Here is a 14,236-nt window from a genome sequence, read left to right on the forward strand (position 1 = left end):
ACCTCATGATGGCATCACCGTGAACAGAACATCGCAAATCGTGGACACCGCCGGCATCGGCGGGGCTTTCCATATCGAAAACATCTATCCGATCATCGACGCTGGCCGCTTCCCGGTCAAACGTATCGTGGGCGAACCTGTCGCTGTCTATGCCGACCTGTACCGCGATGGTCACGAGATCATCGCCGCAGCCATTGTCTGGCGCCGCGAGCAGGACCGCGAGTGGAATCGGGTCCCCATGACCCTTGAGGTCAATGACCGCTGGGGCGGCACATTCACACCCGGTGGCATCGGACGCTATGTGTATGCCATCGAGGCCTGGACCGACGAATTCGCCACCTGGCGCCACGGCTTCGAGCTGAAGCTGAAGGCCGGACAGGATGTCACACTGGATGCGCTGGAAGGCGCCGGTCTGATGACCAAGGCGCAGAATGGCGGGCCCGAGGCTTCGGCGCTCATCGTCAAGCAATGCGAGAATTTCCTGCAGACCGGCGACAATGAGCCGCTGCTGTCACCTGAGCTGCGCACCGCCATGGCCGAAGCGCAGTTGCGGCCTGACCTGACGCGCTCGCCTTTGCTGCCGCTGATGATCGACCGCGAACGTGCCCGCAACGGCGCGTGGTATGAGATGGTGCCGCGCAGCCAGAGCACGGTGCCCGGCCAGCATGGCACGTTCCGCGACTGTATTGCCCGCCTGCCCGACGTGCAGGCCATGGGCTTCGACGTACTGTATTTCACGCCGATCCACCCCATCGGCAAGACCAACCGGAAGGGCAAGAACAATTCGCTAACCTCCGAGCCCGGCGATGTCGGCAGCCCCTATGCCATTGGCGGCGCCGAGGGCGGCCATGACGCATTGCATCCGCAACTCGGCACCATGGAGGATTTCCATGCGCTGATCGCTGCGTGCAAAGAGCATGGTCTGGAAGTGGCGATCGACGTGGCCGTGCAGTGCTCGCCGGATCATCCGTGGGTCAAGGACCATCCGGACTGGTTCAAGCGTCGGCCCGACGGCTCGATGAAATATGCGGAGAACCCGCCGAAAAAATACGAAGACATCCACAATCCGGACTTCGACTGCGAAGATGCGGGATCGCTGTGGAATGCGCTGCGCGACATGCTGCTGTTCTGGTGCGACCAGGGCGTCAAGATCTTCCGCATCGACAATCCGCACACCAAGCCGCTGCGGTTCTGGGAATGGGCGATCCACGAGGTGCAGTTGAAGCATCCCGATGCGCTGTTTCTGGCGGAAGCCTTCACGCGCCCGAAGCTGATGAAGGGCCTCGCCAAACTCGGCTTCTCGCAGAGCTATACCTATTTCACCTGGCGCACCGCGAAGTGGGAAATCGAGCAGTATCTCAACGAACTGTGCGGCTATCCCGAGCGCGAATTCTATCGCCCGAACTTCTTCGTCAATACGCCGGACATCCTGCCCTATCACCTGCAATCCGGCGAAGCCTGGATGTTCAAGGCGCGGGTGGCGCTGGCGGCCGCGCTGTCGTCGACTTATGGCATCTATAACGGTTTCGAATTGCTCGAACACGAGGCGATCCCCGGCAAGGAGGAATATCTGAACTCGGAGAAATACGAGATCAGGACCCGCGACTGGAATGCGCCGGGGAATATCAAGCCCTACATCACCGCGCTGAACCACGCGCGCCGCGCCAACCCGGCGCTGCAGCAGACATCGAACCTGCGCTTCATGCCGGTCGACAACGACAACATCATCGGCTTCGTCAAGGAGTCGGTGGATGGCACCAATACGGTCGCCGGCGCCATCGCGCTGTCGCGCGATCCGTATGAATTCTGGCTACCGATCGACACGCAGGTGATGGTCGATGGCGAGCGACGCAATGTTGCCGCCGTCGAGAACATCATTACCGGCGAGCGCCATGGCGTCGAATGGGGCGGCATCCGCCTGCGTCTCGATCCCCAGCGCGATCCCGCCATCTTCTTCCGTTGCCTCGCCTGAAAGCGTTGACATGAACGTAATGACCGATATCGACGTTAAAGCGAAACAGCGCGCCGAGGAGATCGACAAGCTCTGGTACAAGGACGCCATCATCTATCAGCTGCATGTGAAGACCTTCGCTGACAGCAACCATGACGGCATCGGCGACTTTATCGGCCTGACCGAGAAGCTGGATTACCTGCAGGATCTCGGCGTCACCACCATCTGGCTGATGCCGTTCTATCCGTCGCCGGGCCGCGACGACGGCTACGACATCGCCGACTATGGTTCGATCCATCCCGACTTCGGCACGATGAAGGATTTCAAGCGCTTCATCCACGAAGCCAAGCGCCGTGGCCTGCGCGTGATTACCGAACTCGTCATCAATCACACGTCGGATCAGCATGACTGGTTCAAACGCGCCCGCCGCAGCCCGGCCGGCTCTTCTGCGCGCAACTGGTATGTCTGGAGCGACACCGACCAGAAATATCAGAGCACCCGGATCATCTTCACCGATACCGAAAAGTCGAACTGGACCTGGGACCCGGAGGCCAAGGCCTATTACTGGCACCGCTTCTTCTCACATCAGCCGGATTTGAATTTCGACAATCCGCGCGTCGTCTCTGCCGTGGTGCAGGTGATGAAACGCTGGCTGGATGCCGGCGTCGATGGCTTCCGTCTGGACGCGATCCCCTATCTTGTCGAGCGCGACGGCACCAATAACGAGAACCTGCCGGAAACGCACAAAGTCATCAAGCATTTGCGCGCCGAACTCGATGCCTATGCGCCGGGCAAGCTGCTGCTCGCCGAGGCCAATCAATGGCCGGAGGACGTGCAGGAATATTTCGGCAACAGCGACGAATGCCACATGGCGTATCACTTCCCGCTGATGCCGCGCATCTATATGGCGCTGGCGCAGGAGGACCGTTTCCCGATTACCGACATCATGCGCCAGACGCCGGATATTCCCGGCGATTGCCAGTGGGCGATGTTCCTGCGCAATCACGACGAGCTGACGCTGGAAATGGTCACGGACGTCGAGCGCGACTATCTGTGGTCGACCTATGCGAACGATCCGCGCGCGCGCATCAATGTCGGCATTCGCCGTCGCCTGGCGCCTTTGATGGACAACGATCGGCGCAAGATCGAGCTGCTGGACTCGTTGTTGCTGTCGTTCCCCGGCACGCCGATCATCTATTACGGCGACGAGATCGGCATGGGCGACAATATCTATCTCGGCGACCGCAACGGCGTACGCACACCGATGCAATGGGCACCCGACCGTAATGGCGGCTTCTCGCGCGCCGATCCCGCGCGGCTCTACGCACCGCCGATCATGGATCCGATCTACGGCTACGAGTCCGTGAACGTGGAGGCGCAGTCGCGCAGCCTGTCATCGCTGCTGTCGGCGACCAAGCGCCTCATTGCTGTCAGGAAATCGACGCTGGCTTTCGGCCGCGGCACCATGACCTTCATCCGCCCCGACAACCGCTCCGTTCTCGCTTATGTGCGCCAGCTCGGCGACGAAGCGATCCTCTGCGTCGCCAACCTGTCGCGCGCCGCGCAGGCCACCGAACTCGATCTGTCGCCGTGGAAGGAACGCGTGCCGCTGGAAATGCTCGGCCGCACCAAATTTCCGCCGATCGGCGATCTGCCTTACATGATCACGCTGGCGCCTTACGGCTTCTACTGGTTCCAGCTGCAGCTCCGCGATGTCTCCGAGCATTCGCAGCCGCCGGTGGTACCGGAATTCGAAACGCTGGTGGTGCCGCTCGGCTCGACCTGGATGACGCTCGCCCGTACGCGCGGTGTGTTCGAGCGCGACGTGCTGCCCTCCTTCCTGGCGCGCAGCCGCTGGTATCCGGAGCGACAGCCAAAGGCGATCCAGCCCGTGCTCACCGGTGCGATCCCGTTCTGCGAGATCGGCGACAATCGTCCATGGCTGGTGTTCTTCGAAACCACGCAGCGCAATGTGGCGACGCGCTATCTGCTGCCCATGCAGATCGAGTGGACCCGCTTCGACCGCGAACGCTACAATCCGAAAGCCTTTGCCGCCGTTCGTCAGGGCGCGCGCGAAGGTACCCTACTCGACGTTGCCACCGACCACATCTTCATTGCGCTGCTGCTGCACAATTTGCGAATTTCACTGACCGTCGAAGAAGAGGGAAACCGTCTGGAATTCCGGCCAACAACCAAGCTTGCCGAAAAGCCGGCTGCTCCGCTGGAGAACATCCGTGCGGTCGAAACCGAACAGTCCAACAGCACTGCATTGGTCGACAACGACTATGTCGTGAAGATCTATCGCAAGCTGCAGGCCGGCATCAATCCGGAGATCGAGGTCAGCCGTTTCCTGACGGATATCGCCGGCTTCACCAATACGCCGGCTCTGCTTGGCAGTGTCGAACTGGTCGAGGGCGATCAACGCACCGCCGTCGCCATCGTGCATGCCTTCGTGCAGAATCAGGGCGATGCCTGGACGGTGACATCGGCCTATCTCGACCGTTTCGCCGATGAGCAGCGTCTGCTGGCGGTGGATGACCACGCCCCGCACAGTGAAGAACAGGTACCGTATCTGCTCTATATGTCGCAGACCGGCCGCCGTGTCGCCGAGATGCAGATGGCGCTGGCCAGCCGCGACGACATCCCGGATTTCAAGCCGGAGCCGACGTCGCCTGACGATATCAGGCTCTGGATCAATGAAATCGTCACGCGTGCGGAGCCGGTATTTAGTGCGCTCGCCCAACGTCGCAATGCCGCCAAGGATTCGGATCGCGCGCTGATCGATCAGGTGCTGGAACTGCGCCACGGCTTGCGGGGGTGGCTGACCGAGCTGCTGCCGGAGAATATTGACGGACTGAAGATCCGCCATCACGGAGATTTCCATCTCGGCCAGATGCTGATCGTCAAGGATGATATTTTCATCATCGACTTCGAGGGTGAACCGCGCAGATCGATCGATGAGCGCCGCCGCAAGGCGCCCGCTGCACGTGACATCGCCGGGCTCATTCGTTCGATCGATTATTCGGCAACGGCAGCGCTGGAACGCGCGCTCAAGGTCACTTCGGACGACACCGGCAAGCTGGCTGCGGCACTGGACGCCTGGCGGGAACGTGCCACCACGGCTTTCGTTGACGCCTATCGCGAGACCATGACTGATGCGCGGCTGTGGCCGGCAGACGCGGGAGCCACCAAGGAAATGCTGAACTTCTTCCTTCTGGAAAAGGCGCTCTACGAAATCGAATACGAACTTGCGCATCGGCCAGATTGGCTGCGGGTGCCACTGACTGGCATTCTGCGCATTCTGAACCAGTATTCTGAGGAAGCCGTATGACAAATTTGCCCGCCGAGGCTTACGCAATCGTCGAAGGCCGCCACTCCGATCCATTTCACTATCTCGGCCCCCACAAGGAAGCCGATAAGACGGTCGTGCGCGCTTTCCTGCCGGAAGCCGTGAAGGTCGATGCCATTGATGATCACGGTGCGACGACCGCGTTGGAGCGCGTGCATGACGCCGGGCTGTTTGTCGGCGCGCTGGCCAATGGCTCGACCAAGTATCAACTGCGGGCGCGCTATGGCGACAGATCCGTCGATCTTGACGATCCTTATCGCTTTCCGCCGATCCTCACCGAATTCGATCTCTATCTGCTCGGCGAAGGTACCCATCAGCGGCTCTATGACAAGCTCGGCGCCCATCCGATGGTGCTTGAAGGCGTCAGCGGCGTCGGATTTGTGGTGCTCGCGCCCAATGCGAAGCGTGTCAGCGTGGTCGGCTATTTCAATTTCTGGGACGCGCGGCGTCATCCCATGCGCGTGCGCGGCCCCGGCTACTGGGAGCTGTTCATCCCGGGCGCGATGCCCGGCGATCACTACAAGTTCGACATCATCGGCCCGCATGGACAGTTGACGCAAAAATCCGACCCGATGGCCTTCGCCGCCGAACTGCGGCCGTCAACAGCGTCCATCGTGCTCGACGAAACCAGGATTCCGCATCCGCGCCCTGCCCCGGATCACATCAATGCGCTGAACAAGCCGATGTCGATCTACGAGGTGCATCTGGGCTCCTGGCGTCGCAAGGGCGACAATGAGTGGCTGACCTATCGCGACCTCGCGGAGACGCTGCCGCGCTATGCTCGCGATCTTGGCTTCACCCATGTGGAATTCCTGCCCGTCAACGAGCATCCGTTTGACGGTTCATGGGGCTATCAGCCGACCGGCATGTATGCGCCGACCAGCCGCTTCGGTACGCCGGCAGAATTCGCATTGCTGATCGACGCCTGTCATGCCGAGGGGCTCGGCGTGCTGCTCGACTGGGTGCCCGGTCACTTTCCGGACGATCCGCATGGCCTCGGCAATTTCGACGGCACGGCCCTTTATGAGCATGCCAACCCGCTGCAGGGCCGGCACATGGACTGGGGCACGCTGATCTACAATTACGGCCGCACCGAAGTCGTAAACTTCCTCGTATCCAACGCGCTGTTCTGGCTCGAGCGTTACAATGTGGATGGGCTGCGCGTCGATGCCGTCGCCTCGATGCTGTATCTCGATTACAGCCGCGAAGCCGGCGCCTGGATTCCGAACAAATATGGTGGCCGCGAGAATATCGAGGCCGTCAGCTTCCTGCGCCGCTTCAACACCGAAGTCTTCGCCAAATTTCCGAATGCGACCACCGCGGCGGAGGAATCCACTGCATGGCCGCAAGTATCGCGTCCCGTCGAATTCGGCGGACTGGGCTTCGGCTACAAGTGGAACATGGGCTGGATGCATGACACGCTGAATTATATCAGCAAGGATCCGATCTATCGCAAGTACCAGCACAACGACATTCTGTTCGGGCTGCAATACGCCTTCTCGGAAAATTTCGTGTTGCCGCTCTCCCATGACGAAGTGGTGCACGGCAAGCGATCCATTTTGGGCCGAATGCCCGGCGACGACTGGCAACGGTTCGCCAATCTGCGTGCGTATTACGCCTTCATGTTCGGACATCCCGGCAAGAAGCTGATGTTCATGGGCTGCGAATTTGCCCAGGAGCGCGAATGGAATCATGACACATCGCTGGACTGGCACCTGCTCGAGCAGGACAAGCATGCCGGCATCCACTCGCTGATCCGCGATCTCAACGAGCTGTATCGCAACCAGCCGGCACTGCATGAACTCGATTGCGATCCGGCCGGCTTCGAATGGATGATCACCGACGATGCCGGCAACAACGTCTTCGCCTGGCTGCGCAAGGGCGCCAACCCGCGCACGCAGTGCCTCGTGGTCGTGAACTTCTCGCCAAACGTCTATCACGATTACCGCGTCCGCGTGCCGTTCACCGGCACCTGGCGCGAGGTGTTGAATTCCGACGCCGCGCATTATGGCGGCAGCAATGTCGGCAATTCCGGCGAAGTCATTGCCAAGGGGCTTGTCCCCGAACTCAGTCTAACCCTTCCACCGCTGGCCGCACTCTTTCTCGTACCGGAATTCTAGAGCATGAGACTATCTGCCGGCATGCCCTCCCGCCTCGGCGCAAGCTGGGACGGACGGGGGACCAACTTTGCCTTGTTCTCTGCGAACGCCACCAAGGTCGAACTGTGTCTGTTCGACAGCCAGGGGCGGCGCGAGCTCGAGCGCATCGAACTGCCGGAGTATAACGAGCACGTCTTTCACGGCTATCTCAACGATGTCTCGCCGGGCCAACTCTATGGCTATCGCGTGCACGGGCCCTATGAACCGGAGCATGGGCATCGCTTCAATGCGCACAAGCTGCTGCTCGACCCCTATGCCAAGAAACTGGCCGGGCGTCTCGTCTGGAGCGATGCACATTTCGGCTATCGCACTGGCTCGTCGCGCGAGGACCTGTCCTTCGATCGCCGCGACAATGCGCGCGGCATGCCGAAGGCCGTGGTGGTCGACGAAACCTTCAACTGGGGCCGCAAGGAAGCGCGTCCCAGCGTCCCCTGGGAAGACACCATCATTTATGAGGCCCATGTCAAAGGCCTGACGCAGACCCGCAAGGACGTGCCGCCAGGGCTGCGCGGGACCTATCGCGGCCTGTCGTCGCCGTCGATGATCGAGCATCTCAAACGGCTTGGCGTTACCACCATCGAGCTGCTGCCGGTGCACAGCTTCGTCGATGACCGGCGTCTAGTCGAGATGAAGCTGGTGAATTACTGGGGTTACAATACCCTCTCCTTCTTCGCCCCGGAAGCGCGCTACGGCGCCGACAATCCGCTCGATGCGTTCCGCACGACGGTCGCGCGGCTGCATGATGCGGGCATCGAGGTGATGCTCGACGTGGTCTATAACCATACCGCCGAAGGCAATCATCTCGGCCCGACGCTGAGCTATCGCGGCATCGACAACGCCTCCTATTACTGGCTGATGCCGGACAATCCGCGATTCTATGACGACTTCACGGGCTGTGGCAGCTCGATGAACCTTACGCATCCGCGCGTGTTGCAGATGGTGATGGATTCATTGCGCTACTGGGTCGAGGTGTGTCACGTGGATGGTTTTCGTTTCGACCTTGCAACCACGCTGGCGCGCGGGCCGAATGGCTTCGATCGCAATAGCGGTTTCCTCACCGCCATCCGGCAGGACCCTGTCCTAGCGAACGTCAAAATGGTCGCCGAGCCCTGGGATCTCGGCATGGGCGGTTATCAGGTTGGCGCGTTTCCGTCGCAGTGGTCGGAATGGAACGACAAATATCGCAGCGCCATGCGCCGCTACTGGAGCGGCGAGGGCTCGCTGATCGGCGAAGTGTCCAGTCGCATGACAGGTTCGTCAGACGTGTTCAACCATGACGGCCGCAAGCAGCGCGCTGGCATCAACCATGTCACCGTACATGACGGTTTCCCGCTAGCCGACCTGTTTGCCTATAACGAGAAGCACAACGAGGCCAATGGCGAGGACAATCGCGATGGCTCCAGCGACAATTTGAGCAACAATTTCGGCGTCGAGGGCCCGACCGATGATCCCGATCTGCTGGCGCTGCGCCGGCAGCTGCGCAAGAACCAGCTCGCCTGTCTGTTCCTCGCGCAGGGCGTGCCGCTATTGCTAGCCGGCGACGAGGTCGGCAACACGCAGGGCGGCAACAACAACGCCTATTGTCAGGACAACGAGATCGGCTGGGTCGGCTGGGACAATCTCGGTGATAAGGACGACGATCTCACCGACTTCATCGGCCATATGGCGCAGCTGCGACAGCGCTTTCCGCAGATCACCACGCAACGCTGGCTCGACGGTCGCCGCGCCGATGGCAGCTATGGCGTGCTGTGGCTGACGCCCTCGGCCGACGAGATGACCGAGACGGATTGGGCGTTTCCCGACGGTCGCTTCCTGTCCTATGTGCTTAGCGCTTCCGGCGACAACACCAATCCGATCTTCATCGTGCTGAATGCGGCGCCTGAGGGCATTCCTTTCAAGCTGCCGAAGATGCTGGAATACAAGAACTGGCGGCAGGTGCTGAACACCGCCGACGAGAAGCTCTCCATCGCTATCCTCCCCCCCGGTAGCGACATCGATGCGCCACCGCGCTCGGTGCTTGCCTTTGCGGGGACGCCAGCATGAGCGCGCATTCGTTCGGACCACGGCTCACGGAGAAAGGCGCGATCTTCCGTCTCTGGGCGCCGGCGGCGCAACGCGTCGACGTGGTACTTGGCGATCAATCCTATCCCTTGAAGCCCGGCGATGACGGCTGGTTCGTCGCCGAGATTTCCGGCGTGAAAGCCGGCGCCACCTATCGCTTCAGGATCGACGACAAGACCGACGTGCCCGACCCCGGCTCACGCTTTCAGCCGAACGATATCGCCGGCCCTTCCGAAGTGATCAACCACAAGGCCTATCCGTGGCGCGCGACCGACTGGCGCGGGCGGCCGTGGGAAGAGACCGTGCTGATTGAAACCCATGTCGGTACCTTTACGCCGCAGGGCACCTATCGCGCGATAATCGACAAGCTCGATCATCTCGTCGCCACCGGGATCACCGCACTCGAGCTGATGCCGCTCGCCGATTTTGCCGGCAAGCGCAACTGGGGCTATGACGGCGTATTGTGGTACGCGCCGGATGCGATGTTCGGCCGCCCGGAGGACCTGAAGGCGCTGATCGACGAGGCGCATCTGCGTGGGCTGACAGTGTTTCTGGACGTCGTTTATAACCACTTCGGCCCGGAAGGGAATTATCTCGGCCTCTATGCGCCGTCCTTCTTCGGCGATGCGCATACGCCGTGGGGCTCGGCGATCAACTATCACCTGCCGGAGGTGCGGGCCTACGCGATCGAGAATGCCGTGGCGTGGCTGCGCGACTATCGCTTCGATGGGCTCAGGCTCGATGCCGTGCATGCGATCCCCGAACAGGGCGAGATCCCGATGCTGCACGAGCTGAGCCGCGAGGTCGGCAAGCTGGCCGCCGACACCGGCCGGCTGATCCATCTGGTGCTCGAGAACGACGACAACCGCGCCACTCTGCTCGATCCCGCCACCAACCCGCCGCGCGGCAAATATCGCGCGCAGTGGAACGACGACTATCACCATGCCTGGCACGTGCTGCTCACCGGCGAGGACAAGGGCTATTACAGCGACTACGCACCGAAGCCGCTCGATCATATCGTACGGGCGCTGGGCTCGGGCTTCGCCTATCAGGGCCAGTCGTCGGCGCATCGCGACGGCGCACCGCGCGGCGAACCATCAGGCGAACTCGCACCGGCGGCCTTCGTGAATTTCCTGCAGAACCACGACCAGATCGGCAACCGTGCGCTCGGCGATCGGCTGGAAACCTTGGCCAAGCCCGAGGCCATCGAAGCTGCACTGGCCATTACATTGCTGGCGCCGATGGTGCCGATGCTGTTTCAGGGCGAGGAATGGGGCTCGAAGGTGCCATTCCCGTTTTTCTGCGATTTCGAAGGCGATCTCGCCAATGCCGTGCGCAATGGCCGCAAGAAGGAATTCGCCAGCGCCTACGAAAAATATGGCGACGAGATTCCCGATCCGTTGGACGAGAGCTCGTTCCGCTCGGCCTTCCTCGATTGGGGTAATCGCGAAACGACCACGGGCAAGACGCGGCTGACGCTGGTTCGCGAGCTGCTCGCATTGCGCAAGCAGCATATCGTGCCGCGCCTCGCTGGCGCACGGTTCGGCAAGGCTGAGGCAAGTGATGGCGGTTGGCTCACGGCATTCTGGACAATGGGTGACGGCAGCAGGCTGCATCTCACGGCAAATCTGTCCGACAAGGAAATAGCGGCTGCGCAGCCCGCATCCGGCACGACAATCTGGGGCAACACTACCACCGGCGTGGGGACGCCGTGGTCCGTCATATGGCGGATCGGAGATAGATAATGGCTCCTGCGATTCCCGTCGCGACCTACCGTATTCAACTCACCAAGGATTTCGATTTCGATGCCACCGCGGGCATCGTCCCCTATCTGAAGGCGCTTGGCATCACCCATCTCTATGCCTCACCCTTCATGAAATCGCGCGCCGGCTCGACCCATGGCTATGACATTGTCGATCACACCAAGCTCAATCCGGAACTGGGCGGCGACGAAGGTTTCGAGCGCCTGAGTGCCGCGCTGAAGGCCAACGATATCGGCCTGATCCTCGACTTTGTGCCCAATCATGTGGGCGTGCATTTCGCAGACAATCCGTGGTGGCTCGACGTGCTGGAATGGGGACAGGCCTCGCCGCACGCCGTCTCCTTCGACATCGACTGGGACACCCTGCCCTATCGCGCACGCGGCGGTCTGCTGCTACCGATCATCGGTAGCTCTTATGGCCAGGCACTGGACAACGGCGAGATCGAGCTGAGATACGACGCCGAGGAAGGCAGCTTCTCGGCCTGGTATTTCGAACATAGGCTGCCGATCGCGCCGGAGCGCTACAGCGAGATGCTGCGCAGCATCGTCAAGGAAGCCGATGCCGGCAACACGCCAGCCGGCCGCGCAATCCTGACACTCGCGGCCAAGCACAAGGGCCTCCGCCATCCCAACCGGCGGGAAGCGCCGGCTTTCAAGCAGCAGCTGGCGTCGATCGACGGCGCTGCCGAGGTTATCACCCGCGGCCTCGACGCCTATCGCGCCGGGCTGGATCGGCCCGCCCAGATTCAGGCCATGCATATGCTGCTGGAGCGCCAGCACTACAAGCTCGGTCAGTGGCGCCTGGCATCAAGCGAGATCAACTACCGCCGCTTCTTCGACGTCAATACGCTGGCTGGTCTGCGTATCGAGGACGCCGATACGTTCGAGGCGATCCATTCGCTGGTCAAACGGCTGATTGCCGAAGACAAGCTGCAGGGGTTGCGGCTGGACCATATCGACGGTCTTCATGATCCCTCGCAATATTTCCAACGGCTGCGCCGGCTGATCCGCGAGGCGCATGGCAACAGCACCAAACCGTTCTATGTCGTGGTCGAGAAGATTCTCGGCGAGCACGAGAAGCTGGTGCCCTTCGCCGGCGTGCATGGCACCACCGGCTATGAATGGCTCAATGTGATCACGCAGGTGCTGGTCGAAGAAAAAGGTCTGGAACCGCTGGGCGAAACCTGGCGACAGGTGAGCAACGTCTCGCCGAAATTCGAACCCCAACTGGTGGAAGCCAAGCGCCGCGTGCTTGATACCCTGCTGCTCAGCGAATTCACCGTGCTGACGCGTCTGCTGGCACGGATCGCCAATGGGCATTATTCGACGCGCGACTTCTCCGCCGACACGCTGCGTCAGGCTTTCGAACTCTACGTGCTGCATTTCCCGGTCTATCGCACCTATCTCTCCGCGACGGGGCCATCGGCGCTGGATCGGCAGTTGATTTCCAACACCATCGAGAAGGCGCGTGCCGACTGGTTCGCCGCCGACGAAGGTTTGTTCGACTTCCTGCGCGACGCTCTGACGCTGGACCTGCTGAAGCCTGGCCGCCCCGCGCATAGCAAGCCGCGGGCGCGACGCTTTGCATTGAAGGTGCAGCAATTCACCGGGCCGACGATGGCGAAGTCGCTCGAAGACACCGCCTTCTATCGCTATCATCGTCTGCTGGCGTTCAACGAAGTTGGCGGTGAGCCGGCAGCGGACGCGATACCTGTCGCCACGTTCCATGAGATAATGGTCACGCGCGCGCGCGAGCGGCCGTATGGCATGACCTCGACCGCCACCCACGACACCAAGCGCGGCGAGGATGCCCGTGCTCGGCTGCTGGCGCTGGCGGAAATGCCGGGCGAATGGGCCAGTGCCGTAAGTCGCTGGAAGATGTTGAATGCCGAGCATCTGGTGGTCGATGGCGAGATGCGCGCGCCCTCCGCAGCGTTTGAGTATATGTTGTATCAGGCGCTTATCGGCGCGTGGCCGCTCGGCGGGCGGGACAATTCCTTCCTCGAGCGGATGCAGGCTTATGCGCTGAAGGCGGCGCGCGAAGGCAAACAGGAAACGAGCTGGCTCAACCCGAACGAGGCTTACGAGAAAGGTCTGCGCACGTTTCTGGAGCGCATTCTCGATCCGGCCCAGTCGCCGGAATTTCTTGCGGCGCTTGAGACTTTTGCCAAACGCACATCGCTGATTGGCGCGTTGAATTCGCTGAGCCAGATCACGCTGAAAGCGACCATTCCCGGCATGCCGGACTTCTATCAGGGCACCGAATTCTGGGATTTCTCGCTGGTCGATCCCGATAACCGCCGCCCGGTGGATTTCGCCGAACGCGCGAAAGTGCTGAAGGCACTGCAGCAACCGGATTGGGCGGCACTGGCGCAACACTGGGATGATGGCCACATCAAGCTCGCCTGGACGCGCGAGCTTTTGAAACGCCGCACCGAGATGGCAGCCATCTTCACCGATGGCGATTACGAACCACTTGAAGTGACCGGACCTCATGCGGCGCACATCATCGCCTTTGCGCGGCGGCATCAGCGCGACGCGGCGATCGTCGTGATCCCGCGCGCCTTTTCCGAAGCGACGCAAAGCGGGCGGCATTGGCCGGAGGCGACGGCATTCGATGCGACCGTGATCGCGCCAGGCTACCTCGTTGAAGGCGCTGCGCAGAAGAACGGCGCGAGCGAGCTCTCCGTCGCCAAACTCTTCAGGCAGATTCCGATGGCGATCGTGAAGGCGCATGCCGCGCCGAAACGCATTCGTTCGACGCGTTTGCGATAGCACACACGACAAGGCCGCCCGGGATCAACGGCCGGACGGCCTGGCGGATGTCGTGCCGACTCGAAAAAGGTCGGTTCCCTTTCTCCGCGCAGCCGAAGCTTTTCATCAAATTGTTTGCGAGTGGTTTACGGGATGCGGCGTGTGCAACGCACGCACAATTGCTGCTTATTATGCTGCGA

At 61.3% G+C, this 14,236-nt stretch carries 6 protein-coding genes; all 6 read left to right on the forward strand.

All coding sequences use genetic code 11. The annotated features are described in order from the left end of the window. The first annotated feature begins 19 nt into the window (after nt 1-19). The 6 genes from CHC01_RS27075 to treY are packed head-to-tail and all read left to right on the forward strand — an operon-like array spanning nt 20 to nt 14,057. The gene (locus CHC01_RS27075) at nt 20-1,972 is read left to right on the forward strand and encodes an alpha-1,4-glucan--maltose-1-phosphate maltosyltransferase (RefSeq protein WP_089267453.1); all 1,953 of its coding nucleotides are present in this window, start codon (nt 20-22) and stop codon (nt 1,970-1,972) included. Nucleotides 1,973-1,982: 10 nt separating this feature from the next. Beyond that, a complete protein-coding gene (gene treS, locus CHC01_RS27080; RefSeq protein ID WP_089267454.1) occupies nt 1,983-5,282 on the forward strand; it encodes a maltose alpha-D-glucosyltransferase in 3,300 nt (1,099 codons plus the stop codon). Next, entirely contained in the window at nt 5,279-7,420 is a 2,142-nt protein-coding gene (glgB, locus tag CHC01_RS27085; protein ID WP_089267455.1) for a 1,4-alpha-glucan branching protein GlgB, read from the forward strand. The genes treS and glgB overlap by 4 nt, the downstream gene beginning before the upstream one ends. A 3-nt stretch (nt 7,421-7,423) precedes the next feature. Continuing rightward, nucleotides 7,424-9,502, forward strand: a complete 2,079-nt coding sequence (gene glgX / locus CHC01_RS27090; protein ID WP_089267456.1) for a glycogen debranching protein GlgX — start codon at nt 7,424-7,426, stop codon at nt 9,500-9,502. Further along, nucleotides 9,499-11,265 carry a malto-oligosyltrehalose trehalohydrolase gene (gene treZ, locus CHC01_RS27095; protein WP_089267457.1) on the forward strand — a complete coding sequence of 589 codons (1,767 nt, stop codon included), beginning with the start codon at nt 9,499-9,501 and terminating at the stop codon, nt 11,263-11,265. The genes glgX and treZ overlap by 4 nt, the downstream gene beginning before the upstream one ends. Beyond that, nucleotides 11,265-14,057 (forward strand): malto-oligosyltrehalose synthase, encoded by a 2,793-nt coding sequence (gene treY, locus CHC01_RS27100; protein ID WP_089267458.1) that lies wholly within the window; start codon nt 11,265-11,267, stop codon nt 14,055-14,057. Before treZ ends, treY begins: the two co-directional genes overlap by 1 nt. Nucleotides 14,058-14,236: the final 179 nt, after the last annotated feature.

Source organism: Tardiphaga sp. OK246 (assembly GCF_900188215.1).
Lineage (GTDB): Bacteria > Pseudomonadota > Alphaproteobacteria > Rhizobiales > Xanthobacteraceae > Tardiphaga > Tardiphaga robiniae.

What these genes read in the sequence shown, in the direction of transcription:
- treS (WP_089267454.1), top strand. Translation starts at nt 1,983, where the DNA reads ATGAACGTAATGACCGATATCGACGTTAAAGCGAAACAGCGCGCCGAG.
- treZ (WP_089267457.1), top strand. Translation starts at nt 9,499, where the DNA reads ATGAGCGCGCATTCGTTCGGACCACGGCTCACGGAGAAAGGCGCGATC.
- glgX (WP_089267456.1), top strand. Translation starts at nt 7,424, where the DNA reads ATGAGACTATCTGCCGGCATGCCCTCCCGCCTCGGCGCAAGCTGGGAC.
- treY (WP_089267458.1), top strand. Translation starts at nt 11,265, where the DNA reads ATGGCTCCTGCGATTCCCGTCGCGACCTACCGTATTCAACTCACCAAG.
- glgB (WP_089267455.1), top strand. Translation starts at nt 5,279, where the DNA reads ATGACAAATTTGCCCGCCGAGGCTTACGCAATCGTCGAAGGCCGCCAC.